The organism is Saccharothrix sp. AJ9571, from assembly GCF_021725495.1.
Lineage (GTDB): Bacteria > Actinomycetota > Actinomycetes > Mycobacteriales > Pseudonocardiaceae > Amycolatopsis > Amycolatopsis magusensis.
Genome location: NZ_CP091382.1, coordinates 1,561,696 through 1,587,354 on the forward strand (window position 1 = coordinate 1,561,696; position 25,659 = coordinate 1,587,354).

General features: G+C 69.0%; 20 protein-coding genes. 11 read left to right on the forward strand and 9 right to left on the reverse strand.

What is annotated here, in order from left to right:
* Positions 1-204 precede the first annotated feature (204 nt).
* Positions 205-1,296: a coiled-coil domain-containing protein gene (locus L3Q67_RS06385; RefSeq protein WP_499188655.1), complete on the forward strand. Its 1,092-nt coding sequence runs from the start codon at positions 205-207 to the stop codon at positions 1,294-1,296.
* 141 nt (positions 1,297-1,437) lie between these two features.
* Here the strand turns inward: L3Q67_RS06385 and L3Q67_RS06390 are convergent, their stop codons facing one another.
* From L3Q67_RS06390 to L3Q67_RS06415, 6 genes are all read right to left on the reverse strand, one after another.
* A complete protein-coding gene (locus L3Q67_RS06390; protein WP_499188656.1) occupies positions 1,438-2,724 on the reverse strand; it encodes a thymidine phosphorylase in 1,287 nt (428 codons plus the stop codon).
* Positions 2,721-3,158, reverse strand: coding sequence for a cytidine deaminase (locus tag L3Q67_RS06395; RefSeq protein WP_499188657.1), 438 nt, complete (start codon positions 3,156-3,158; stop codon positions 2,721-2,723). The genes L3Q67_RS06390 and L3Q67_RS06395 overlap by 4 nt, the downstream gene beginning before the upstream one ends.
* Positions 3,151-4,389, reverse strand: coding sequence for an ABC transporter permease (locus tag L3Q67_RS06400; RefSeq protein ID WP_499191447.1), 1,239 nt, complete (start codon positions 4,387-4,389; stop codon positions 3,151-3,153). Before L3Q67_RS06400 ends, L3Q67_RS06395 begins: the two co-directional genes overlap by 8 nt.
* Before the next feature lie 35 nt (positions 4,390-4,424).
* Positions 4,425-5,534: an ABC transporter permease gene (locus tag L3Q67_RS06405; RefSeq protein ID WP_499188658.1), complete on the reverse strand. Its 1,110-nt coding sequence runs from the start codon at positions 5,532-5,534 to the stop codon at positions 4,425-4,427.
* Positions 5,531-7,093 carry an ABC transporter ATP-binding protein gene (locus L3Q67_RS06410; protein ID WP_499188659.1) on the reverse strand — a complete coding sequence of 521 codons (1,563 nt, stop codon included), beginning with the start codon at positions 7,091-7,093 and terminating at the stop codon, positions 5,531-5,533. Before L3Q67_RS06410 ends, L3Q67_RS06405 begins: the two co-directional genes overlap by 4 nt.
* Before the next feature lie 85 nt (positions 7,094-7,178).
* Positions 7,179-8,294 carry a BMP family lipoprotein gene (locus tag L3Q67_RS06415; RefSeq protein WP_499191448.1) on the reverse strand — a complete coding sequence of 372 codons (1,116 nt, stop codon included), beginning with the start codon at positions 8,292-8,294 and terminating at the stop codon, positions 7,179-7,181.
* Positions 8,295-8,764: 470 nt separating this feature from the next.
* Here L3Q67_RS06415 and sdhC point away from each other — a divergent pair, with 470 nt between their 5' ends.
* From sdhC to L3Q67_RS06435, 4 genes are read left to right on the forward strand one after another with little or no spacing between them, the layout of a single operon-like run.
* On the forward strand, positions 8,765-9,211 hold the full coding sequence (gene sdhC / locus L3Q67_RS06420) for a succinate dehydrogenase, cytochrome b556 subunit (protein ID WP_209664157.1): 447 nt from the start codon (positions 8,765-8,767) through the stop codon (positions 9,209-9,211).
* The gene (locus L3Q67_RS06425) at positions 9,211-9,627 is read left to right on the forward strand and encodes a succinate dehydrogenase hydrophobic membrane anchor subunit (protein WP_499188660.1); all 417 of its coding nucleotides are present in this window, start codon (positions 9,211-9,213) and stop codon (positions 9,625-9,627) included. Before sdhC ends, L3Q67_RS06425 begins: the two co-directional genes overlap by 1 nt.
* Before the next feature lie 33 nt (positions 9,628-9,660).
* Complete coding sequence (gene sdhA / locus L3Q67_RS06430; protein ID WP_499188661.1) at positions 9,661-11,448, forward strand: succinate dehydrogenase flavoprotein subunit; 1,788 nt, start codon at positions 9,661-9,663, stop codon at positions 11,446-11,448.
* Positions 11,448-12,224: a succinate dehydrogenase iron-sulfur subunit gene (locus L3Q67_RS06435; RefSeq protein WP_209664154.1), complete on the forward strand. Its 777-nt coding sequence runs from the start codon at positions 11,448-11,450 to the stop codon at positions 12,222-12,224. Before sdhA ends, L3Q67_RS06435 begins: the two co-directional genes overlap by 1 nt.
* A 304-nt stretch (positions 12,225-12,528) precedes the next feature.
* On the opposite strand, the gene L3Q67_RS06440 is transcribed toward L3Q67_RS06435, so the two are convergent.
* A complete protein-coding gene (locus L3Q67_RS06440; protein WP_499188662.1) occupies positions 12,529-13,521 on the reverse strand; it encodes a glycoside hydrolase family protein in 993 nt (330 codons plus the stop codon).
* A gap of 177 nt (positions 13,522-13,698) precedes the next feature.
* On the opposite strand from L3Q67_RS06440, the gene L3Q67_RS06445 reads away from it, so the two are divergent.
* Genes L3Q67_RS06445 through L3Q67_RS06455 form a run of 3 tightly spaced genes read left to right on the forward strand, consistent with a single transcriptional unit; the run spans position 13,699 to position 18,499 of the window.
* Entirely contained in the window at positions 13,699-14,736 is a 1,038-nt protein-coding gene (locus tag L3Q67_RS06445) for a LacI family DNA-binding transcriptional regulator (RefSeq protein ID WP_499188663.1), read from the forward strand.
* A complete protein-coding gene (locus L3Q67_RS06450; RefSeq protein ID WP_499188664.1) occupies positions 14,733-16,334 on the forward strand; it encodes an FAD-dependent oxidoreductase in 1,602 nt (533 codons plus the stop codon). Before L3Q67_RS06445 ends, L3Q67_RS06450 begins: the two co-directional genes overlap by 4 nt.
* Before the next feature lie 14 nt (positions 16,335-16,348).
* The gene (locus L3Q67_RS06455; protein ID WP_499188665.1) at positions 16,349-18,499 is read left to right on the forward strand and encodes a hydantoinase/oxoprolinase family protein; all 2,151 of its coding nucleotides are present in this window, start codon (positions 16,349-16,351) and stop codon (positions 18,497-18,499) included.
* Positions 18,500-18,528: 29 nt separating this feature from the next.
* On the opposite strand, the gene L3Q67_RS06460 is transcribed toward L3Q67_RS06455, so the two are convergent.
* Positions 18,529-19,788, reverse strand: a complete 1,260-nt coding sequence (locus tag L3Q67_RS06460; RefSeq protein ID WP_499188666.1) for an IS110 family RNA-guided transposase — start codon at positions 19,786-19,788, stop codon at positions 18,529-18,531.
* Positions 19,789-20,015: 227 nt separating this feature from the next.
* Here L3Q67_RS06460 and L3Q67_RS06465 point away from each other — a divergent pair, with 227 nt between their 5' ends.
* Positions 20,016-20,561, forward strand: coding sequence for a hypothetical protein (locus tag L3Q67_RS06465; protein WP_499188667.1), 546 nt, complete (start codon positions 20,016-20,018; stop codon positions 20,559-20,561).
* Positions 20,562-20,665: 104 nt separating this feature from the next.
* The gene (locus L3Q67_RS06470; protein WP_499188668.1) at positions 20,666-21,952 is read left to right on the forward strand and encodes a transporter; all 1,287 of its coding nucleotides are present in this window, start codon (positions 20,666-20,668) and stop codon (positions 21,950-21,952) included.
* On the opposite strand, the gene L3Q67_RS06475 is transcribed toward L3Q67_RS06470, so the two are convergent.
* Positions 21,953-24,253: a PQQ-dependent sugar dehydrogenase gene (locus L3Q67_RS06475; protein ID WP_499188669.1), complete on the reverse strand. Its 2,301-nt coding sequence runs from the start codon at positions 24,251-24,253 to the stop codon at positions 21,953-21,955.
* A 496-nt stretch (positions 24,254-24,749) separates the two neighbouring features.
* Between L3Q67_RS06475 and L3Q67_RS06480 the strand changes: the two genes are divergently transcribed.
* On the forward strand, positions 24,750-25,649 hold the full coding sequence (locus tag L3Q67_RS06480) for a hypothetical protein (RefSeq protein ID WP_499188670.1): 900 nt from the start codon (positions 24,750-24,752) through the stop codon (positions 25,647-25,649).
* The last annotated feature ends 10 nt before the right edge of the window (positions 25,650-25,659 follow it).

Sequence of the window (25,659 nt, forward strand, 5' to 3'; positions counted from 1 at the left end):
GCGTGGCGGGCTAGTGTGGTGAACACGGATCACCTACGTGGCCGTAACTCTGAGTTTCGCCGCTACCCAGAGCTTTGTGATCTTGGACCCGAATCGTCCAACGAGTTGACCACAACATTTACATTTCCCGGGCCGGATACTGTGAGCAATTGGACGATCGCTAAGCTCGGCCCCAGTCCCTTTTCCCCGACGGAGGACACCGCAGTGACCACAGACAACCACCTTGGGGCCCCGTCCTTCGACCGGATGCGCAACATGCTCGTGCGCGCGGCCGAGGTCCGGGAGAGCGAGCAGCAGCAGATCTTCGACGCTCTCGACGACATCTACGCCCGCCTCGCTCCGGTGGACTCACTGGGCGCGGTGCGCAAGCGGTTGTCGGAGCTGCCCGACCGCACCGAGGTCAGCGTGCTGGCCGAGCGGCTGGACGAGGCGATGTCCCGGCTCGAAGCGCAGGACAACGCGCTCGCCGAGATCGCCCGCGCGGTGGACGGCCTGGTCGACAAGCTGGCGAAGCCGTTCGCGCAGCTGGACGGCAGGCTCGACGGCGTCGGCGCCCGGTTCGAGGGCGTGGCCGGCCGGATGGACGGCCTGGAGGACAAGCTCCAGAACATCCACCGCCGCATCGACGAGCTCAACGGGCACCTGGACAAGCAGGACACCAAGCTCGACTCGATCCCGCAGTCGGTGCACGGCCCGGTGCGCGAGCGCATCGAGTCGACCGAGGCCACCCTGCGCGAGCGGATCGAAGCAGGCGACAACGACCTGCGCTCCCGGATCGACGACCTGGACGCCGCCACCAAGCAGCGCATCGGGGACAACACCGAGGCGCTCAAGTCGGCGCTGACCGAGACCGGCGAGATGATCGACGCCTCCGACCGGCTCGACAAGCTGGGCAACCGGCTCGAGCAGGTCACCACCCACCTCGACGACCTGGCCGGGCGCCTGGACAAGGTCGAGGACGGCTTCACCGCGCAGCTCGGCGACCTGGACGGCTCGATCAAGAGCGGCCTGTCGAAGGTCGAGGGCACGCTGAACGCGCGTCCCGACACCGACTCGGTCACCTCGCTGGTGCGCAAGAGCAACGAGGAGTCCGAGCGGCGCATCGGCGGCCAGCTGGACGAGGCCATGGCCACCTTCGCCGAGCTGATGCTCGGTGGCGGCCCCAGTTCACCGCAGCCGGTGGTCGCGGTGTCCCCGCCGGCCCCGCGCCAGCCGCGGCGCGCCCGCAACGGCCGGGCCCCGAAGCCCGCCGACGCCAAGGCGAAGCCGGGCGAAGGCGAAGACAGCACGGAGTAGTCCACCCCGCCTCCGGCGGGGAAGAGGGGCGTCGTCCACCCGGACGGCGCCCCTCTTCGCGCGCACTCAGGGTGGCCGGTCCGAATGCTATGAGTGGGGCATTACTAGCATTCAACGCAAGTAATGCCCCACTCATAGCACTCAGCGGAGGGTGTCCAGGATGACGGGGGTGGGGGGTGGGGCGGTGTCGCCGAGGGTGAAGGAGCCTTCGAGGGTGTGCAGGGCGGCGGGGAGCGCCTCTGGGGTGTCGGTGTGCAGTTCGAGGACGGGGTCCCCGGCGGAGAGCCGGTCGCCCGGTTTCGCGTGGCACAGGATGCCCGCGGCCGCCTGCACCGGGTCCTCCTTGCGCGCCCGCCCGGCACCGAGCCGCCAGGCGGCCACGCCGACGGCGTAGGCGTCCAGAGTGGACAGCACCCCGTCCTCCGGGGCTTCCACGATGTGGACGTGCTTCGGCGCGGGGAGCGGGGCTTCCGGGTCGCCGTCCTGGGCGCGGATCATCCGGCACCAGGTCTCGTAGGCCTCACCCGAGGCCAGCACGGCCGCCGGGTCCACCGAACCCAGCCCCGCCAGCGCCAGCATCTCGCGCGCCAGCGCCACGGTCAGCTCGACCACGTCCGCCGGTCCGCCGCCGCGCAGCACCTCGACCGATTCGGCGACCTCCACCGCGTTGCCGACCGCGCGGCCCAGCGGGGTGCCCATCTCGGTGATCAGCGCGGTGGTCGCCACCCCGTGTGCCTTGCCGATGGCGACCAGCGCCTCGGCCAGCTCCTTCGCCTGCTCGCGCGTCTTCATGAACGCGCCGGAGCCGGTCTTGACGTCCAGCACCAGGCCGGCCGCGCCCTCGGCGATCTTCTTGCTCATGATCGAGCTGGCGATCAGCGGGATGGACTCGACGGTGGCGGTCACGTCCCGCAGCGCGTAGAGCTTGCGGTCCGCGGGCGCCAGCGTGGGCGTGGCCGCGCAGACCACCGCCCCGACGTCCTCCAGCTGCCGGACGATCTCCTCGGTGGACAGCGCCGCGCGCCAGCCGGGGATGGACTCCAGCTTGTCGAGCGTGCCGCCGGTGTGGCCGAGCCCGCGCCCGGACAGCTGCGGCACGGCCGCCCCGCACGCGGCGACCAGCGGCGCCAGCGGCAGGGTGATCTTGTCGCCGACGCCACCGGTCGAGTGCTTGTCCACGGTCGGCCTGCTGCCCCGCAGCGACAGCCGCTCCCCCGAGTCGATCATCGCGCCGGTCCAGCGCGCGATTTCGCCGGAATCCATGCCACGCAGGAAGATCGCCATGGCCAGCGCGGACATCTGCTCCTCGGCGACCACGCCGCGGGTGTACGCGCCGACCACCCAGTCGATCTGCTCGCCGGTCAGCCGTCCACCGTCCCTTTTGGACCGGATGACGTCGACCGCGGCGAAGGGTTCCCCGGCGCTCATGCGGGCAGGTGCTCCGGGCCGAAGGCGTCCGGGAGCACCTGCGACATCGGCAGGATGCCGCTCGGGGTGTCCACCAGGCATTCCGGGCCGCCGTGTTCGTAGAGCAGCTGACGGCACCGGCCGCACGGCATCAGGAGTTCTCCTTCACCGCTGCGGCAAGCGACCGCGACCAGCCGGCCGGCACCGGAAAGCCGGAGCTGGCCGACCATCGTGCATTCCGCGCACAGGCCCAGCCCGTAGGAAGCGTTCTCCACGTTGCAGCCGGTGATCTCGCGGCCATCGTCCACAATGGCCGCGACGCCCACCTGGAGTCCGGAGTACGGCGCGTAAGCGAGCTTCGCGACGCGAACCGCGCTCGCCCGCAACGCGTCCCAGTCGATGTCAGCGTTGTCCGCACGGGGGGCGTCCCCCGGACCCCCGAAAGAATCAGTCACCTTCGCCTCGCCGGTATTTCGCGCCGATCTTCTTCGGCGGCCGCAGTCGCTGCGACGCCACCGCCAGCACGATGATCGTGACGAAGTGCGCCGAGTACGGGATCAGGTCGCTCGGCAGTTCGTCGTTGGACCAGTAGATGTAGTAGAGGACGAGCGCACCGGCCAGGCCCAGCGCGGCCGCCACCCACTTGCGGCGGACCAGCTGGATCACCACGATCAGGCCGAGCAGGATCACCGCGCCGTACAGCAGCGCCAGCACGGCTTCGCCGCCGCCGGAGAGCTGCAGGCCGTCGGCGTACCCGAACAGCGCCGCGCCACCGAGCAGCCCGCCCGGCCGCCAGTTGCCGAAGATCATCGCGGCGAGGCCGATGAAGCCGCGGCCGTTGGTCTGGTTCTCCAGGTAGTCCGCGCCACCGGGCAGCAGCACCAGCGAGGCGCCACCCATGCCCGCCAGGCCACCGGACACCGCGAGCGCGAGGTACTTGTGCACGTACACGTTCACGCCGAGGGATTCCGCGGCCACCGGGTTCTCCCCGCACGACCGCAGCCGCAGGCCGAACCGGGTCTTCCAGAGGACCCAGTAGCTGACCGGGATCAGCAGGATCGCCAGCATGGCCAGCGGCGACACCCCGGTGATCAGGCCGCGCACGATGCCTGCCGCGTCGGAGATGCCGACCCGCTGCGCGTCCTCGAGGTCACCGAGCCAGTCGGAGAGGAAGGTGGCCGAGTAGGTGTCGAACTTCTCCACCGGCGGCGACTGCTTCGGGTTGCCCGACAGCGGCCGGAACACCAGGCTCGCCAGGTACTTCGCCACCCCGAGCCCGAGCAGGTTCAGCGCCACGCCGGAGACGATGTGGTTGACGTTGAAGGTGACCGTGGCGATCGCGTGCAGCAGCCCGCCGAGGGCGCCGAGCACGATCGCGGCCACCAGCCCGGCCCACGGGCCGCCGTAGTAGGCGCCCCAGGCCGCACCCCAGGTGCCGAGGATCATCATGCCCTCGAGGCCGATGTTGATCACGCCGGAGCGTTCGGCCCACAGCCCGCCGAGCCCGGCCAGCAGGATGGGCAGCGCCAGGCGCAACGCCGTCTGCGAGGTGTTCGACGAGGTCAGGTCCGGCACGCCGGTCAGGTACGAGGTGGTGGACAGCACCACCAGCGCCGCGGCGGCCCAGAGCATCGCCCTGGCCCAGCCGGGCAGGCGCCGCTTCGGCCTGCCGCCGGTCGCGGTCATCGGCGCGGGGGCCGGGTCCAGGTCGGTCGGCGCGCTCACACCGCACCCCCTTCACTGACGTCGGCGGGCTTGCCGCGCTTGCGCCCGTTGCCCGCCAGTGCCCGGCCCACCCGCCGCTGCTCGGCGGCCAGGTCGGCGCGCCGGACGATCTCGTAGGCGACCACGACGGACAGCACGATCGTGCCCTGCATGATGGTGGCGATCTCCTTCGGCACCTGGATCTGCTCCAGCGACACCGCCGACTTGTCCAGGAAGGCCCACAGCACCGCGCCGAGCGCGATGCCCGCGGGGTGGTTGCGGCCGAGCAGCGCCACCGCGATGCCGGTGAAGCCGTAGCCCTGCGCGGCGGTGATGGCGTAGACGTGGTCGCGGCCGAGCAGTTCCGGCAGCGCGACCAGCCCGGCGACCCCGCCGGAGAGCAGCATCGCGATCAGCGTCATCTTCTTGGCGTTCACGCCACCGGCGGCGGCGGCCGTGGTCGACTCGCCGCTGGCCTTGAGTTCGAAGCCGAAGCGCGTGCGGTTCAGCATGAACCAGTACGCGCCGCCGACCGCGATGGCGATCAGCACGAAGCCGAACAGCTCGCCGAGCCCGCCCAGCGGGATGCCGGGGATCAGGCCGGAGTCGTCGATCGGCTCGGTGTGCACGTTGTTGCCGCGCTGCACGCCGAACTGCTCGGGGTTGATCAGGAAGGCGATGATGCCGATGACGATCGAGTTCAGCATGATCGTCGAGATGACCTCGCTGACCCCGCGGGTCACCTTCAGCACCGCCGGGATGGCCGCGTAGAGCATGCCGCCCAGCACCGCGACCAGGATGATCACGATGGCGTGCAGGACCGGCGGCAGGTGCAGCGCGCCACCGGCGATCGCGGCGACCACCGCGGCGAAGCGGTACTGGCCCTCGACGCCGATGTTGAACAGGTTCATCTGGAAGCCGATCGCCACCGCGAGACCGGCCAGGTAGTACGGCGTGGCCAGGTTCAGCGTGTCGATCGCGGTGGTGCCCTTGAACAACTGGGCGATCATGGTGCCGAAGGCCTGGAGCGGATCGGCTCCCGAGATCAGCAGCGCCACCGTGCAGATCAGCACGGCGAACACGATCGCCAGCAGTGGTGGCAGCAGCCTGGTGCGCCACGAACTCATGCGACTTCACCTTCTTCAGCGGCACCGGTCATCGCCGAGCCGAGTTCCTGCGGCGTCACGGTCGCCGGGTCCGCTTCGCTGACCAGGCGGCCGCGCAGCATGACGCGGATCGTGTCGGACAGCCCGATCAGCTCGTCCAGGTCCGCGGAGATCAGCAGCACGGCCAGTCCGTTCGCGCGGGCCTGGCGGATCTGCTCCCAGATCAACGCCTGGGCGCCGACGTCCACGCCGCGGGTGGGGTGCGAGGCGATCAGCAGCACCGGGTCGCCGGAGAGTTCCCGGCCCACCACCAGTTTCTGCTGGTTCCCGCCGGACAGCGCGGCGGCGGGCACGTCGATGCCCGGGGTCCGCACGTCGTACTCGGCGACGATCCGCTCGGTGTCCTTGCGGGCACCTGCGATGTCCAGCAGTTGCCCGCTGGCCACCGGTTTCCGCGTCTGGTAGCCGAGGATCCTGTTGGCCCACAACGGCTGCGTCAGCAACAGCCCGTGCCGGGTGCGGTCCTCGGCGATGTAGCCGATCCCGGCCTCTCGGCGGGCGAGCGTGCCGAGGCGGGTCAGGTTGCGGACCTTGCCGTCGGCGTCGACCAGCTCGACCGTGCCGCCGGTGGCCTTGCGCATGCCCATGATCGTCTCGACCAGTTCGGTCTGCCCGTTGCCCTCGACCCCGGCGATGCCGAGCACCTCACCGGCGCGCACGGAGAACGAGACGTCGTCCAGCGCGGCCCGGTCCGAGCCCTCGACCTCCAGGCGCAGCCCGGAAATCCGGATCACGTCCCGGGTGGTCACGGTGGACTCCCTGGTCTCCGGGCTGGGCAGTTCGCTGCCGACCATCATCTCGGCGAGTTCCCGGGAGCTGATCTTCTTCGGGTCGGCCGAGCCGACCGTGGTGCCGCGGCGGATCACCGTCACCGAGTCGGCGATCGCGCGCACCTCGTCGAGCTTGTGCGAGATGAAGATGAAGGTGAAACCCTGGCGCTGCATGTCGCGCACGGTCTCGAACAGCGCGTCGACCTCCTGCGGCACCAGCACCGCGGTCGGCTCGTCCAGGATGACGATCTTCGCGCCGCGGTAGAGCACCTTGACGATCTCGACGCGCTGGCGGTCGGCCACGCCGAGGTCCTCGAGCAGCGTGTCCGGGTCGGCGCGCAGGCCGGTGCGCTCGGCCAGTTCGGCCAGCCGCGCCTTGGCCGCGCGGCCGATGCCGTGCAGCGACTCCGCGCCGAGCAGCACGTTCTCGCGCACGGTCAGGTTGTCGGCGAGCATGAAGTGCTGGTGCACCATGCCGATCCCGGCTTTGATCGCGTCCTGCGGGTTGCGCAGCTCGACCTGCGTGCCGTTGACGGTGATGGTGCCCTCGTCCGGCCGCTGCATGCCGTAGAGGATCTTCATCAGGGTGGACTTGCCCGCGCCGTTCTCGCCACAGACCGCGTGCACCTCACCCTCGTGCACGGTCAGGTTGACGTCGGAGTTGGCGACCACGCCGGGAAAGCGCTTGGTGATCCCGGCCAGTTCGACCACCGGCCTGCGTGACCCGGGCTCGGGCTGCGGCTCTGTCATTGAGGAATGCTCCCGGAAACAACGCGGGGGGCCCGCCGGACGGGTTCGCCGCCGGTGGGCCCCACGCGAAGGTGAACTAGCGAGGTTACTTCTGCGGCTTGTCGGTCACGGTGATGGCGCCGCTGATGATCTGCGCCTTGTAACCCTCGAGCACGTCCTTGATGTCGTCGACCTTGCCACCGGAGGTGGCGTAGCCGACGCCGTCGACCTTGAGGTCGAACCGCTTGGGCAGGGTGGTGGTGTCGCCCTTGGCCACGGCCTTGATGAAGTCGAACACCGCCACGTCGACGCGCTTGATCATCGAGGTGATGATCACGTCCTTGGCGTTCTCCACCGTCTTCTGGTTGTACTGGTCGGAGTCGACCCCGATGGCCAGCGCCTTGCCGGAGGACTTCGCGGCCTCGAACACGCCCTTACCGGAAGCGCCCGCGGCGTGGTAGATCACGTCGGCGCCCTTGTTGATCTGGGCGGCGGCCTTGATGTTGCCCTTGCCGGGGTCGTTGAAGCCGGAGATGTCACCCGCCGGGGTCAGGTACTCGTCCTCGATCTTGGCCTTGGACGAAGCCGCCTTCACGCCCTGCAGGAAGCCGGCCTCGAACTTCTGGATCAGCGGGGTGTCCACGCCGCCGACGAAGCCGACGTGGCAGCTCTTGCTCTTGTAGACCGCGGCGACGCCGGCCAGGAACGAGCCCTGCTCCTCGGCGAAGACCAGCGGGGTGACGTTCGACGCCTGCACCGAGTCGTCGTCGACGATGGCGAACTTGGTGTCCGGGAACTTCGGCGCGACCGCCTTGATGGAGTCCGCGTAGGCGAAGCCGACCGCGATGATCGGGTTGAAGCCTTCGGTGGCCATCTGGTTGAGGCGCTGCTGCTTCGAGTCCTCGGACTCGGTGCCGGTGGCGGTGCTCTCGCTGATGGTGGGCACGCCCAGCTCGGCCTTGGCCTTGTCGGCGCCCGCGGCGGCCGCGTCGTTGAACGAGGCGTCACCCCGGCCACCCACGTCGTAGGCCAGCCCGACCTTCAGCTTGGAGGCGTCCACCTTCTCGCTGTCCTGGGCCTTGCTCTCCCCGGCCGGGGCCGCGGCAGGCGGCTTGGGCGCGGTGACGCAACCCTGCGCACCCTGGTCAGCCGGTGCAGCGGTATCACCGCCGGCGCCGCCGGAATCCTTCGCACAACCGGCCAGCGCCAGCACACCGGCCATGGCGACGGCGGCCAGTGTGCGATTGCGTGTACCGCGCACGGTGCTTCTCCCTCCCCGCTGCTCTTTCACAACGGTGCCCGAGAACAACCCGGCTCCACTGCCGGGTTCGACGGGGCGAACCGTACCCGTCCGCCATGACGGGGACACATCGACGGCACGCTACGTAACCCAAATGTTTGTTCGTGGTTCGCCCGAGCGATGAACCGTGCACTCGTTGTCACCGGAACGTGTGGTTCGACAAGGCGTGTCGTCGATCTCCACAGGGGTACCCGGCGGTCCTGCCGGGCATAACGCTCATCACATACGGCAACCCGAGGGTGAGCCCCGTGTCAAGGGCAGGTCTAGCATCCTCAGCATCCACGCCCGATGACCTTGACCAAGGTGCCTTCGCCGGAGAACACGCAGGTGAACACGCCGAAGCCACGGTCACCGGGGCCAAGTCCATCAGTGACGTTGGAGGCCGTTCACCGATGTCCACCACTGCTGGCGCCGCGAGCGATGCGGCGCGGAGCGATCGGGCGGGTGCCTCGCGCCGGAACGGGACGTTCTACCGCGGTGACCCAGGCATGTGGTCCTGGGTGCTGCACCGGATCACCGGCGTGCTCACGTTCTTCTTCCTCTTTGTCCACGTGCTCGACACCGCGCTCGTCCGCGTTTCCCCGAACGCCTACGACGAGGTCATCGAGACCTACAAGACCCCGATCGTGAACCTGATCGAGGTCGGCCTGGTCGGCGCGGTGCTGTTCCACGCGCTCAACGGGCTGCGGGTGATCCTCGTCGACTTCTGGTCGCAGGGCCCGCGCTACCAGAAGCAGATGCTCTGGGGCCTGGTCGGGCTCTGGGTGCTGGTGATGGTTCCCGGCACCTACTTCATGCTCGAGCGGACCGTGAGCACGATGTTCGGAGGCGGTCACTGATGAGCGCGGCGATGCCACTCGACAAGCCGCGGTCCCCGCGGCGCCCGGCTGCCCGGCGCAGCAACTTCGAGCTGTACAGCTGGCTGTTCATGCGTGTCTCCGGCGTCCTGCTGATGGTGCTGGTGCTCGGGCACCTGTTCATCATGAACATCCTCGACGGCGGCGTGCACCGGATCAACTGGGGCTTCGTGGCCGGCCGCTGGGCCTCGCCGTTCTGGCAGTTCTGGGACCTGTCCATGTTGTGGCTGGCCCAGCTGCACGGCGGCAACGGCGTGCGCACGATCATCGACGACTACGCGCGCAAGGACAGCACGCGGTTCTGGCTGAAGATCGTGCTCTACACCTCGATGGTGCTGATCCTCGCGGTGGGCACCATGGTGATCTTCACCTTCGACCCGGACATGCCGGCCAGCTAACCCCACCACACACGTTCTTCAGGAGAAGCGGCAATGCAGTTCCACAAGTACGACGTGGTGATCGTCGGGGCGGGCGGTGCCGGCATGCGCGCCGCCATCGAAGCCGGTCAGCGCACCAGGACCGCGGTGCTGACCAAGCTCTACCCGACCCGGTCGCACACCGGCGCCGCCCAGGGCGGCATGTGCGCGGCGCTCGCCAACGTCGAAGAGGACAACTGGGAGTGGCACACCTTCGACACGGTCAAGGGCGGTGACTACCTCACCGACCAGGACGCCGCCGAGATCATGGCGAAGGAAGCCATCGACGCGGTCCTCGACCTGGAGAAGATGGGCCTGCCGTTCAACCGGACCCCCGAGGGCAAGATCGACCAGCGCCGGTTCGGCGGCCACACCCGCGACCACGGCAAGGCCGCGGTGCGCCGCGCCTGCTACGCCGCGGACCGCACCGGCCACATGATCCTGCAGACGCTGTACCAGAACTGCGTCAAGCACGGCATCGAGTTCTTCAACGAGTTCTACGTGCTCGACATCGCGATGACCGACACGCCCGACGGGCCGAAGGCCTCCGGGGCCATCGCCTACGAGCTGGCCACCGGTGAGCTGCACGTCTTCCAGGCCAAGTCCATCGTGTTCGCCACCGGCGGGTTCGGGAAGGTCTTCAAGACCACCTCGAACGCGCACACGCTGACCGGTGACGGCATGGGCATCTACTTCCGCAAGGGCCTGCCGCTGGAGGACATCGAGTTCTACCAGTTCCACCCGACCGGCCTGGCCGGGCTGGGCATCCTGCTCACCGAGGGTGCCCGCGGCGAGGGCGCGATCCTGCGCAACGAGTCCGGCGAGCGGTTCATGGAGCGGTACGCGCCGACCATCAAGGACCTGGCGCCGCGGGACATCGTCGCGCGGTCGATGGTGCTCGAGGTGCTCGAAGGCCGCGGGGCCGGGCCGAACAAGGACTACGTGCTGCTGGACTGCACGCACCTCGGGGCCGAGGTGCTGGAGACCAAGCTGCCGGACATCACCGAGTTCGCCCGCACCTACCTCGGGGTGGACCCGGTGGTCGAGCCGGTGCCGGTATACCCGACCGCGCACTACGCGATGGGCGGGATCCCGACCAACGTGCACGGCGAAGCGCTGCGGGACAACGACAACGTCATCCCCGGCCTGTACGCCGCGGGTGAGGTCGCCTGCGTGTCGGTGCACGGCGCGAACCGCCTCGGCACCAACTCGCTGCTCGACATCAACGTGTTCGGCCGCCGCGCCGGCATCGCCGCCGCGGAGTACGCCGCCGGGCACGACTTCGTCGAGCTGCCGGAGACCCCGGCGCGCATGGTCGAGGGCATGGTCGAGCACCTGCGCACCGCCCACGGCGGGGAGCGGGTCGCCGACATCCGCACCGAGCTGCAGCAGACGATGGACTCGAACGCGGCGGTGTACCGCACCGAGGACACGCTGAAGCAGGCGCTGACCGACGTGCAGGCGCTCAAGGAGCGCTACGGCCGGATCGCGGTGCAGGACAAGGGCAAGCGGTTCAACACCGACCTGCTCGAGGCGATCGAGCTGGGCTTCCTGCTCGACCTCGCCGAGGCGCTGGTGGTGGCGGCGCTCGCGCGCAAGGAGTCCCGCGGCGGGCACGCGCGCGAGGACTACCCGAACCGCGACGACGTGAACTTCATGCGGCACTCGATGTCGTACAAGCAGATGCCGGAGGAGGAAGACCCCGACGCCCCGCTGGGCCTGACGGGTTTCCTCGCGGACATCCGGCTGGACTACAAGCCGGTGACCTTCACCCGGTACGAGCCGATGGAGCGGAAGTACTGATGACCGCGGTAGCCGAACAGGCGCACGACACCTCGCAGATCCCCGCCCCGGAGGGTTCGCTCACCGTCACGGTGAAGATCCTGCGGTACAACCCGGAGCTGGATTCCGAGCCGCACTGGGAGTCCTACGACGTCCCGGCGCTGCCCACCGACCGCGTGCTGAACCTGCTGTCGAGCATCAAGAACTACGTGGACGGCACCCTGTCGTTCCGCCGGTCCTGTGCGCACGGCATCTGCGGTTCCGACGCCATGCAGATCAACGGCATCAACCGGCTGGCCTGCAAGGTCCTGGTCAAGGACCTGCTGGCGAAGAAGGGCAAGCCGACGACCATCACGATCGCGCCGATCAAGGGCCTGAAGACGGAGAAGGACCTCTACGTCGACATGGAACCCTTCTTCGAGGCGTTCCGGGCGGTCAAGCCGTACCTCATCGCCTACGGCAACGAGCCCACGCGCGAGCGGGTCCAGTCCATCGCGGACCGGGAGCGCTTCGACGACACCACGAAGTGCATCCTGTGCGCGTGCTGCACGTCGTCGTGCCCGGTCTACTGGAGCGACGGCTCCTACTTCGGCCCGGCGGCGATCGTCAACGCGCACCGCTTCATCTTCGACTCCCGGGACGAAGGCGCCGAAGAACGCCTCGACATCCTGAACGACGCCGAAGGCGTGTGGCGGTGCCGCACCACGTTCAACTGCACCGACGCCTGCCCACGCGGCATCCAGGTCACCAAGGCGATCCAAGAAGTCAAGCGCGCCCTGCTGTTCAAGCGCGTCTGATCGCTCAGCTGTCACGAATGTGGCTTTAGGGGCCGATTCCGCCCCCAAAGCCACATTCGTGTCCCTCGCCTCCACGTTCGCCCGCTCGCCCTCCTCGCTGCAAACCGCACCCAGGCACATCAAAGATTCCCCCGGCGCAAATCGCAGCCCGGCTCACCAACGCGAGCACCAGAGCCACCCACCCCTCCCCACCCCCGGTCCCAAGCCAAAAACACGGCGAAGGCCCCGATGTCAAGGCATCTTTCCCGCCTTGACATCGGGGCCTTCGCCGTAGTCACACTAAAAAACCGGGGTGGCAAAAACCTCAACCCGCCCGAGCCACCGCAATAGACCCATTCAACCGAGTCCCAGCCTCATAAATCATGTACTCCACACCCCCATCCGACCCAAACGACGGCGCCGCACTCCGCCCATTGTCCGGCGCCCCGCTCAACGGCGTATGAAACACCCCCAGGTGGACCCGCCGACTGAAGTCGTTCCCCACCTCGGTAATCCGCATACTCCCCCCAGCCTCGATATTCGTGTGGTACACCACATAAGTCGACCCGTTCCGCGACACCACGTGCGGAGCCCCGATATCCCTCGCCCCCACCTCCTCCGGGCGGACCAACGGACTCTGCGAGAACGTCCAGTTCCGCGCATCCGGCGACCACCCCCACCCGATGGACCGCCGGTTCGCCGTAGTGTTGATCATGAACACCGTCACGTACCGAGCCCCCAACGCGGGCAGGTCGTGCCGGAAGACCCGCGCATACGATGTCTCCGTGGTCCCCGCAGGCAACAGGCGCGTGGAGAGCACTTCCTTGTCGTACGTAAATTTGATGCCGTCCTTGGAACGTGCCAGCCGAGTCACCGAATTCTCGCCGTGGAAGTACATGAAGATCTCCTTCGAATCCTCATTCCACAACGCGTGCGGCGATGAAACATGGCTCACTTCATACTCGCCCGGCCACACCCGCGAAATGATCGGATTCGCCGGGTACTCGGTATACGGGCCACCCAGTGAATCCGCATAAGCCAGGCAGATCCCGCCCGGCGCGTCATGCGGTGCGTAGTACAAATAGAACCGCCCCAACGCGCCGGGTATGCGGCCGGCCGTGCCCCGCACGCACGGGAAGATCAGTTCACCCGTCGGGTTGTACTTGAGCGCGTTCTTGTCGAACGCCGTCCGCAGGTACTTGTACGTGGGGAAACCGGGCGGCGCGGCGGAGGCGGGCAGCGCGGAGGCGGCCACCAGGCCCAGCCCGGTCCCGGCCGCAACCTTCAGCGCGGCTCGGCGGTTCCACAGTCGGCTCATCAGGGAAGCTCCTTCGTCATCGGAGGATGGCGGCGAGTGTGAGCAGGCGAAACGCGCTCGTCAAGGTGCTAATACGTATTAGTCCCGCCGTCACCGCAAACCGGACAGATTGGTTGACATCCTGCGGGGCACCGCTCAGCCTTCTGCTAATCCGCATTAGCCAGGAAGGCGACTCCCATGACCACCCGTCGAGCCATGCCCCGCCAGGCGGACATCGCCCGCGAGGCCGGGGTCTCGCAGGCGACCGTCTCGGTGGTGCTCAGCGGCAACCGCGCCCGCGTCCGGATGGCCGAGACCACCCGGCTGCGCGTGCTCGAAGCCGCCGAGAAGCTCGGTTACGTGCCGGACCCGGTCGCCACGCGGCTGGCGTCCTCGCGCAACCACATGCTCGGGCTCTACACCTTCAAGACCACGTTCCCGACCGACGTCGCCGACTCCTACTACCCGATCCTGGTCGGCGTCGAGGAGGAAGCCGCCGCGCTCGGGCAGGACCTGATCCTGTTCACCGGCCGGGGTGGCGCCGATCGCCGGGACCACGACGCCGCGGCCATCCGGCGTACCCGGGTCGCCGACGGCTGCCTGTTCTTCGGCAGGCACGTCCCGGACGAGGCGATCGGCGGCCTGCTGGAATCCGGCTTCCCGCTGGTCTACATAGGACGCAGACCCGAACTGGACAACCGCATCCCGTTCGTCGGTGCCGATTACGTCGAAGCCTCGGCAAAAGTCGTCGAGCAGCTCATCCACCACGGACACCGCAACATCCGCTACCTCCGCGAGCAGGACGACGCCCCATCGTCCACCGATCGCGAGCGCGGCTTCCGCCAAGCGACCGCCGGCCTGCCCGCGACCGTGCACCGCCTCGACGGCGGCATCGATCTCGACGCCTGGATAAGCGAAGGCGTCACCGCCGTCGTCGTCGAGGAAACCGACACTTCGACCGCCTACACCGCGGTCACCAACGCACTCGAAGCCGGCAACCTCACCTGCCCCCGCGACCTCTCACTGGCCGTGCTCGGCAGACCGCCCGGGCAAGCCGAGCAGGTCACCGGCTTCGCCGTGCCCCGCCGCGAGATGGGCAGGCAGGCCGTGCGCCTGCTGGTCCGCCTGATCACCCGCGAGATCGGCCAGGACTCCCCGGCCGCCCGCCGGCTCCTGCCCTGTGAACCGGTCGCCGGAACCACCGTCGGCCCCGTGAACCAAGGAAGCCCCGCATGAACGAACTGTCCACCGAAATCCTCGTCGTCGGCGGTGGCCTCGGCGGCGTCGCCGCGGCACTGGCCGCCGCCCGCGCCGGGCACCGCGTGGTGCTCACCGAGGAGACCACGTGGATCGGCGGCCAGCTGACCGCGCAGGCCGTGCCACCGGACGAGAACCCGTGGATCGAGCGCTTCGGCTCCACCGCCACCTACCGGCAGCTGCGCGAAGGCATCCGCGACTACTACCGCCGCCACTACCCGCTGCGCGCCGAGGCCCGCGGCCTCACCGACCTGAACCCGGGTGCCGGGCGCGTGAGCAAGCTCTGCCACGAACCGCGGGTCGCACTGGCGGTGCTGGAGGCCATGCTGGCGCCGGAGATCAGCGCCGGGCGGATCACCCTGCTGACCGGGCACCGGCCGGTGTCCGCGGAAACCAACGGTGACCAGGTCGAATCCGTGCGCCTGAGCGACGAGCACGGCAACCTGCTCGACGTGCAGGCCGACTACGTGCTCGACGCCACCGAGAACGGCGATCTGCTGCCGCTGGCCGGGGTCGAGTTCGCGGTCGGCGCCGAAGCGCAGCGCGAATACGACGAGCCGAACGCCCCCGAGCAGGCCGACCCCGGCAACCTCCAGGGCATCACCTACTGCTTCGCCATGTCCCACCACAGTGGACAGAACCACGTGATCGACCGCCCGGCGATGTACGAGTTCTGGCGCTCCTACCAGCCGGAGTTCTGGCCGGGACCACTGCTCGGCCTCCTCGCGCCCGACCCGCGCACGCTGGAACCGGTGCCGCGCACCTTCGTGCCCAACCCGGACACCGACCCGCTCGCGATCAGCGCCGACCAGAGCGCCGACGCCGGGGACAAGGAGCTGTGGGGGTTCCGCCGCATCCTGGCCAGGGGCATGCACACGCCCGGCTCGTTCGACTCGGACGTCACGCTGGTCAACTGGCCGCTCAACGACTACTGGCTGCGCCCGGCGCTGGAGATCGACGGGATCGCCGACGCCGAATCCGTGGCGAAGGCGCACTACGAGGCGAAACAGCTGTCGCTGTCCGTCCTCTACTGGCTGCAGACCGAGGTCGGCTTCCCCGGCCTGAAACTGCGCCACGACGTCACCGGCACCGCCGACGGACTGGCGAAATCCGCCTATGTGCGCGAATCGCGGCGCATCAAGGCGGTCACCACCGTGACCGAGCACCACGTCTCGCTCGACCTGCTCGGTGCACACGGCCGCGCCCACCACGCCGATTCGGTCGGCATCGGCAGTTATCGGATCGACCTGCACCCGTCCACCTCCGGGGACAACTACGTGGACGTGGCGAGCGTGCCGTTCGAGATCCCGCTCGGCGCGCTGCTACCGCAGCGGGTGGAGAACCTGTTGCCCGCGGCCAAGAACCTGGGCACCACGCACATCACCAACGGCTGCTACCGGCTGCACCCGGTGGAGTGGAACGTCGGCGAGGTGGCCGGTCACCTCGCCGGGTTCGCCCTCCGGCGCGGGGTCTCACCACGCAAGGTGCAGGCCGACGAATCGCTGTTCGGCGAGTTCGCCCGCCTGCTCGACCGGGCCGGGGTGGAACGCCGCTGGCCCGAAGTCCGCGGCTACTGAATCGGAGGCTGGACATGCTGGACACGACTGCAACGCCGCAGACCGTCCGGATCGGCATCGACGTCGGGGGCACGTTCACCGACGCGGTGGCGGTGGACGCGCACACCTTCGCCCTGCTCGGGCAGGTCAAGGTCCCCACCAGCCACGACCACGCCGACGGCGTGGCACACGGCATCCTCACCGCGCTCACCCTGCTCCACGAGCAGACCGGCGTCGACCCCGGCGCGGTCTCGTTCCTGGCGCACGGCACCACGCAGGCGACGAACGCGCTGCTCGAAGGCGATGTGGCCACGGTCGGCATCGCCGGGATCGGGCACGGCTTCGACGGCTGGGCCACCGGCAGGCTGCGGTCGCTGCGCAAGCTGGAACTCGCGCCCGGCCGCCCGCTGCCGATCCGGTACGCGGCGGTGAAGGACGCCGAACACCCGGAAACGGTCAAAGAAGCCGTGGCCAAGCTGCATTCCGACGGCGCCGAGGTGATCGTCGCCGTCGAACCGTTCAGTGTGGACGATCCGGCCGGGGAACGAGCCGTGGTCACCGAGGCGCGGGCCCAGCACCTCCCGGCGACCGCCACCCACGAGATCACCGGCCTCTATGGACTGTCCAAACGCGCCAGGACGGCCGTGCTCAACGCCGGGATCATGCCGCGGATGATCGAAACCGCCGACCTGGTGGACCGCAGTGTCGCGGCGGCGGGCATCAGCGCACCGCTGATGGTGATGCGGGGCGACGGCGGGGTGATGTCGCTGGAGGAGATGCGCAAGCGCCCGCTGCTCACCGCGCTTTCCGGGCCGGCGGCGGGCGTGGCCGGGGCGTTGATGGGGGAACGGCTCAGCGAAGGCATCTTCCTGGAGACCGGCGGCACCTCGACCGACATCAGCGTGGTGCGCCGGGGGAAGGTACAGGTCCGGCACGCCAAGCTGGGTGGCCGGGAGACCTACCTGCCCGCGCTCGACGTGCGCACGGTCGGGATCGGCGGTGGCTCGCTGATCCGCGTCTCCGGCCAGTCGATCACCGCGGTCGGCCCACGCAGCGCGCACATCGCGGGCCTGCCCTACGCCTGCTTCGCGGACGCGCTCGAAGGCGCGAAGCTGATCAGCATTGCGCCCAAGGACGGCGATCCGGCCGACTACGCCGCGCTGGAGACCGCGGACGGCACCCGGTACGCCATCACGCTCACCTGCGCCGCCAACGCGCTCGGCGTGGTCCCCGAAGACAGCTACGCCCACGCCGACCCCGAGACCGCGAAACTGGCACTTGCCCCACTGGCGAGCGCTTTGGGGCTGTCCACCGAAAAGGCCGCGACCGCTGTGCTCGAACAGGCGGTCAAACCGGTCAGGGCCGTGGTCGACGAGCTGGTCGAGGCGTACCGGCTCGAATCCGTCACGCTGGTCGGCGGCGGTGGTGGCGCGGCGGCGGTCACGCCCTTCCTCGGCCAGTCGTCTACTATGGACTGGCGGATCGCGAAGCACAGCGAGGTGATCAGCCCGCTGGGTGCGGCGCTGGCGATGGTGCGGGAATCGGTCGAGCGGATCGTGCCGAACCCGTCGCACAGCGATGTGCTGGCCACGCGTGCCGAAGCCGAACGGGCCGTGGTCGCCCAGGGCGCCGACCCGGCCGGGGTGGACGTCGACGTGACGGTCGATCCGCAGCGGAACCTGATCCGCGCGGTGGCCACCGGGGCGACCGAACTACGCACCAAGGATCGCGCAGGGAAGCTGGACGAAGCCGAGGTACGGCGGGAAGTCGCCAAATCGCTCAGCGTCGAACCCGCCGTCGTGCGCGAGCTCGCTGTCACCCCGCACCACCGCGTGTGGGGCGCGAAGACCCGGAAAACCGGGTTCTTCGGCCGATTCGCCCGGCCGGCCGAGCAGATTCGCGTGGTGGACGGCGAAGGCGTGATCCGGTTGCACCTCTCCGGGGCGCACCTCGCCGAGACGACCGCGGGTGAGGGCAACGCACGGCTCACCGACCTGGTCACCGAGCACACCTCCGTCGGCGACGGCGGTTCGCGGGCACCGGCGGTGTACCTGCTGGCCGGGCCGAAGATCGCCGACCTGTCCGGGGTGCTCGACCGGGAGCAACTGCTCGCGCTGATCGGCGCCGAACTCGGCACCCGGCAGCCGGACGAACCTCTGGTCGCACTGCTGGAGGACCGGCGATGACACCCCCTGTGTCAACCTATAGGTCGAAATCAGGCTGCGAGCTCCTGCTTGTTAGTTTGCTGGGCGCCGCCGTGCAGGGTGGGATCGTAGGGTGTGCCGTTCTGCCAGCAGCGCCACATGACACGGATCCAGGCTCGGGCGAGGATGCGGGTGGCGTGGGGATGGTCCTTGCCCGAGGCTCGCGCCCGGTTGTAGATGCCAGCCGCCCATGGGCTGGCGAAACGGGAGTTTCCGGCGAAGGTCGTGATCGCCTGGCGCAGGCGTTTGTTGCACGCCCAGCGGAACGACACACCCCGTTGCTTGCCAGAAGCCTTGGTCACCGGGGTGATCCCGGCCAGCGCGGCGATGGCATCGGGATTGTCGAAAGCCTCGCGGGCATCGCCCCACTCGGCCAGGATCTGGCTGGCGTTGACCGTGCCCGCCCGCGGGAACGAGCGGAAGACATCTCCGTCGGGGTGGGCGGCCATCGTCTCGCTGATCGAGCGGTCCAGGTTCTTGATCGCGGCGTTGAGTGCGGTGAGCACGCTGATCTGGGCCAGCACCGCGGCGCGAATTCCCTCGGACACCACGGGATCGAGCGTGCCGGCCGGCGCCGAACGCAGCCGGGCCAGCAAGACGGCGGCGGGCTTCTTACCCGAGTAACCCTGCTCGGCGCAGAACGCGGCCAGTCGCTTCTCCGTCAGTGCGGCGGCCGACCCGGCGGTGGGATAGGCGGCCAGGAACGCCAGGGCGATCGCGGACTCGATGCGGGCGAAGATGGCCTTGGCGCCGGGCCAGTGCGCGTCCAGCAAGGCGGCGAGCTGGTTGGTGGCCGCGACCCGGGCCTCGACCAGGTCACCCCGGGTGCGGACCACGGCACGCAAAGCCTTGGTGTGGCCCGACAGCGGCGCGGCCGGGCGCAGGCGATGAAACCGAACCCGCAGATAGTCAGCGATCACTTCGGCATCGCCGAGGTCGGATTTCGCGCCGGAGAGGACCTCGGACTCCCGCCAGGTCTTGATCGCGTTCGGTTTGACCGGCAGTACCGGATACCCGGTCTCCAGCAACACGTCCACCAGACGTCCATCGGGACGCTCGATCGCGACCGGCACCCGCCGGGCGTCACCGAGCCTGCCCAGCCGGGCGGTAAGCCGGGCGAACCCCGCGGCGGTGTGCTCGACGGTGAACGCAGCCACCTTCTTCCCGGTCTGATCGAGCACGCACACCGCGTGCTCGGTGGCAGCCCAATCGATCCCGACGAAATACAACAGCCCATCTTCCAGCGACAACCCCGCCGCCTCTCTGCTCACACCACAAGGCAGGCACTAGACGAAGACGGAGGAACCGATGGTCGAGTGGTCACTAACCGGCGCTCTACGGCGCATCCCTCTGTCATCGATCCACGGTTCCAGGGAAGCCGGGGGCGGCAGTGTCATCGAAGCCCACGAAGGGCGACCACATCGGGCCGTCACCCCGGCATCCGCCTAGTTCCTACCACAAGCCCCATCCAGAGGCCCGCACAGAAGAGGGTGCACTAGTGACCGCACTCGACCTCGGCACGCGGTTCCTCGCCGCCACCCCGACCCACGAACACCGCACGCCCGAACAACTCCGGGCCTGGGCACGGATCGCGCTCGACTTCGGCGATGAACTCGCCGAGGAACACCCGGAACTGCCGCAGTTAGACATCCGCGAGAAAACCGGCGGCAAGCGGCCCGCCGAGATCCTGCTCGCCGAATACCACCACCGCGACCACCGCGTCACGCTCTACCGCGACAGCCTCGACTTCGCCCGCGAGGTCAGCGCGAAACGCGGCGTGCCGATCGCGCCGGAGAAACTGCGGCGTGCGGCGATCGCCCACGAGGTCGGTCACCACCTGCTGCACGGCCCGCGCACCCGCGAGCTGAACCGCCGCCTCGGCCACCGCGTCCTGCGGCTGCGTGCCCACGTCGCCGGTGCCGACGAACTGGCCGTCCACCGCTACGCCCAGCGCCTCAGCGGCCTGAACCCCCTGCTGCTCAACACCTTTCTCGCCGACACCCTGGACGCCCCCCACGCGAGGTCGCGCCGGTCACCGGACTGAGAGGCGCCAATGCCGATTCGGCGAGGCGCTTCTCAGTCCGGTGACCGGCTCAAAAGCGACCTCGCCGCCGTGCCGGAGGCACGGCCAAAACACAGGAGCCTGACATGGGTATTGCCATCGTGGCCGTGATGGCCATCGGGGTCGCGTTGATGCTGGCCCGCAAGATCCCGACCGCCTTCGCGCTCGGTCTGCTCGCCGTGGTGATCGCGGCGTTGTCCGGCGCGAGCCTGACGGGCAAGGAGAACAGCATCACCGGCTCGGTGCTGCAGACCGGGTCGGCGCTGCTCGCCGCGACGATGATCGCGGTGCTGCTCGGCTCGTGGCTGGGCACGCTGATGGAGGACGCCGGGATCGCCGCGACCCTGGTGCGCAAGATCGTCGAGTTCGGCGGGGAACGACCGGCGGTAGTCGCGCTCGGCGTGTACGCCGTGGCGATCCTGTGCGGCAGCATCACCGGTTCGGCACCGGCCGCCATGCTCGCCGGGGTGGTGGGCATCCCGGCGATGATCGCGGTCGGCGTGGCCCCGGTGGTGGCCGGCGGGACCGTCCTCATGGGACTGGCGACCGGTCTGCCGCTGGAGCTGATCGGCTGGCAGTTCCTGTCCGACGCGGTGGACCTGCCGATCGAGCAGGTGCGCGCGTTCCAGCTGAAGGTGTTCCCGATCGCGCTGGTGGTCGGTGTCGCCTACGTGCTGATCGAGACCCGGCGGACCGGCGCGCGGCACGCCTGGGCGGTGCGGGCGCCACGCCGGTCGCGGGCGGCCGCGCGGGAACGGCGTGGGGACGCGCCCTGGTACGCCCTGCTGACCCCGTTGCTGCCGATCGTGCTCGCGCTCGGGCTCGAGGTGCCGATCGTGCCGTCGCTGCTGGCCGGGCTGGTCTACGGACTGGTGACCACCACGCGGCCCGGCAAGCTGGGTGAACGCGCGCTGCGTTCGCTGTACCGGGCCTTCGACGTGGCGGCCCCGCCGATCGTGTTGTTCATCGCGATCGGGATGCTGCTGTCCGCGGTCAGGCTGCCGGGCGCGGTCAGCGCGCTGCAGCCGCTGATCTCCGCGGTGAGCCCGGCGGGCGCGGTGTGGTTCGTGCTGGTGTTCGCCGTGCTGGTGCCGTTGTGCCTGTACCGCGGGCCGCTCAACGTGTACGGGCTGGGCGCCGGGGTCGCCGGAGTCCTCGTCTCCGGCGGGATCTACCCGGCGCCCGCCGTGCTCGGCCTGATGTCCTCGTACGGCCAGGTGCTCTGCGTGTCCGACCCGACCAGCACGCAGACGGTGTGGAGCGCGCAGTACGCCGGGGTGCGCCCGGAGAAGGTCCTGCGCTCCACGCTGCCCTACACCTGGGTGATGGCCGTCGGCGGACTGGTGCTGACGGCCACCCTGTTCCTCAGGTGATCAGCAGGGGTTGAGCAACCAGCAGAGCCGGAAGTTCGCCTGGTAGGTGGTCGGGGTCGAGGGCGCCACCACGTTGTGCGCCCTGGCCCCGCCGTCGGACCACGAGGTCCACGCGTACTTCCAGTTGTTCGGCGGGACGTTCTGCGGGCTGTTCGCGCTCACCGAGTTGTTCGAGCCCGCGATGACCGTGCGGGTGAACGGCGTGCGCTGCTCGATCCCGCCGACGGTGAGCAGGGCCTGGCTGGGCTGCGAGGTGAAGCTCAGCGCGACGGTCCTGGGTTGCAGTTCCACCGTCTTCGACGCGGCCCGGCCCGAGGAGTCCGTCGCGGTGAGCGTCAGCTCCAGGTGCGACGGGTACTCGTGGTCGGGTGCGACGAACGAGCCGCTCGCCACGCCGTTGTAGTCCTGCACGTTGTGCGTGTGGCAGGTGCCGTTGGCCGCGCAGTGCCGGATCGCCAGCCGCCACGACAGCGCCGAAGCGGGCAGTTCACCGTCCTGTGCGTCCGTGGCCCGCCCTGCGAACGGCACGGTCTGCCCGACCTGCCAGTTCAGCGCGGCGGTCGGCGTGTCGATCACCGGCACCGGGTCCAGGCCGGGCGGATTGCCCACCGTCACCGGCACCGTGGTGGTCCCGTTCGCCCCGCTCGGGTCGGTGACGCGCAGGCCGACGTTGACCACCGCGGGAGCGGTGTACGTGCGCGTCGGGTTGACCGCGGACGAGTCGTCGTAGGCACCGTCGGCGTCGAGGTCCCAGGCGTAGGTGAGGGCGTCACCGTCGGGGTCGCTCGAGCCCGAGGCGTTGAACTGCACCGCGAGCGGCGCGGGCCCGCTGGACGGGGTCGCCGTGCCCACCGCGACCGGCGCCCGGTTGCCGCTGCTGTAGCTGACCCGGCGCAACTGGCCGCCGCCGAGCGCGACGTAGAAGAGGTCGCCGCCGGGACCGCTGAGCACCTGCACCGGGACGTTCGCGCCGGTCACGAACGGCACCAGCCGGTTCGCGCTGGGCTGCCCGGCTTCGGTCTGCATCGCCCAGATGCAGCCGCGCGAGGAATCGGCGAAGAAAAGCGAGCCGGAATAGGCTGGTGGATAATTGCTACCCGATTCGAACGCGATTCCGCTGATCGACGAACCACCGGTCGGGCAGGGGTCGGTCGCCACCACTTTCGCGCTGTGGTTGTAGGCGTAGTAGGGCGCGGTCTGGCCACCGGCGGAATAGAGCGATTCGCACCGGGTCAGGTTCGCGCCGTCGTAACCCGACTGCCGCGCGGTGCCCTCGAAACACGGCCAGCCGAAGTTCTCCGCGACCGCGTCGCCGACGTTGGTGATCCGGTTGATCTCCTCCCAGGTGCCCCAGCCGACGTCGCCGGACCAGAGTTCGCTGGTGCCCGGCCGGAAGCCGAAGCGGAACTGGTTGCGCATGCCGTAGGCGACGATGCGCCGGGCGTTCGCGTCGGAACTGCTCGCGAACGGGTTGCCCGGCATGCCCGCGCCGGTGTCCGGGTTGATGCGCAGGATCGCGCCGTTGAGCAGCACCGGCTGACCGGCGGGCCGCCGCACCGACTGCGAGCGCAGCGCGCCGCCTTCGGCGTTGGGCGGGGCGAGGTTCGTGCCCGCCGCGGAAGGCGGGTCGCCGCACAGGTTCTTGACCTGGCCGTAGTCGGTGAAGTTGAAGCTGGCGCCGTCGCCACCGCCGGCGTACAGCGCGCCGTCCGGGCCGAAGGCGAGCGAACCGATGGAGTGGCTCGGGTATTGCTGGCACCAGTCGGTGATCAGCGGTTTCTCGCTGACCGCGACGCCGCCCGCGCCCATGGTCAACTGCGACACGCGGCCGGTGACCACGCAGCCGTCGTCGGTGGCGCCGGGCGGGGTCGGGCAGGCGTCACCCCAGCGCGGCGCGGCTCCGCCGGGCATGGCGTCGTAGGTGTAGGACACGTAGACGTACGGCCGGGCGGGGAACGCCGGATCGACGGCGAGCCCGAGCAGGCCGCGGTCCCAGAAGTCCTGGGTCGGCGTGCGGAGGTCGGCGAACACGGTCGCCGTGGTGTCGGCGAGCGAGTCGAAAACCTTGAGCAGCCCGCTCTTTTCGGCGATGAACACCCGCCCGTCCGGCGCGAACGCCGCCGCCGTCGGCGAGGAGAGCCCGCCGATCGCGACGGTGTCGGTGAACCCGGCGGGCACCGCGGCGGTGGCCACGGGCGCGGTCGTGGCCACCACCACCCCCGCCGCGGCCAGTGGTGCGACCAACCCCAGTGCCCATGATCTTCGTGCCTTGTGCAGGAAAGCATGACGGCGTAACCCCATGACCGAACTCCTCGACTCCGATGGCAGGGAGAGAATCGCGACTCCTGCCCGTATGGCGGGAATGGGGCGCAATTTGTTACAGGGCCATTCGAGGGATCCGCCGCTGCACCCGGTTCCGCGGCTCACCCACCGAATTCGCACAGCTACATTTCCCAATTCCCGGTGACGGGTTTCTTCCCCTGGCAACCAGCCGTCCAAGGTGCTAGCCGAGGACACGAATGTGGCTTTCGGGGCGTTTTCCGCCCCCAAAGCCACATTCGTGTCACGATCACGCCGGCGTACGGGAGCTGCCGTCGTACGCCGCCGGTCCGCTGAGCGCATCGGCGCAGTAGACAGAACCCGGATGGCGCAACGACAATCGGTGACCCGAGAGCGTCTGAGCGTTACAATGTGCACTCGCGAACGCCACGGCGGGCCATCGGGCAGAGTTGCGCCGAGTCTTCAATCTAGGCCATTCGGCCTAGTGGGTACGTTCGACGCTCGGAGGAGACTCGGCATGGGCAACCCTCCCGCACCGGGCCGACTCGCCGCCCGCCACCTGTCCTCTTTCTTCACAGAGCTTGAGTGCGTCGTTTCCAGGCACGGCTACCTACGCACGGCGATGAGCGCGTTGACCCTACTGGCAACAGCTGGCGCACTGGGCCAGGTTCTCGGGCTGACCTGGCTGAGAACCACGGTCTTCACATTGTTCGTGGCGTTGGTACTCCTATCGACCGCGGTTTCTTTCGCCATGAACAGTCGCCTCCGCGATCGCCTCGCCCGCGTGGAATCGATGCTGCATGACTACGTCCTAGAGTTCCGTTCTGGCGAGCCGATGGAGCTGGCGGAATGGCATGAGGAGATACTGCTGCAAAGTAACGGGGACGCATCGATAACCAGAACGGCCGTTCCTCACGCCGCACACGAAGCCGACCGGAAGTATCTGACGTTCACCACCGTCTACTACGGCGAGAAGGGTTTGACCGAACGCGAGAAGAGGCGGGTGACCGTCACCGTGACGCACGCAGACTCGACCGGCATCGGTCCTCGAGCCGAGAGCACACACTTTTGGACGACTCCGACCCCAGGCCACGTGAGGCACACTGTGTTCGCACACCTCGGGCGGACCGTGCGGGCCGGGGACTCCATCGTCGCCGAGTGGAATTGGCCGGGATACTCACGAGACCTCATGCGCGGTCGGACACCGGAAACCTTCGATGTCCTCTTTGAAATGAGTGTTGAGCGCTTCAGTCAACGAGTCACCTTTCGTGTCGACCCGGATCGACGGGTCCGCATCCGGAACCTGAATGCCCCCAATCTGAAGACAGAACCACACCGAGACGAAATGGTGGTCGAATTCTCCGGCGAATCGCCGCCACAAAGGCAAAGGATGGGGTTCATCGCCGACCTGTCTTGAATCGGCAGGC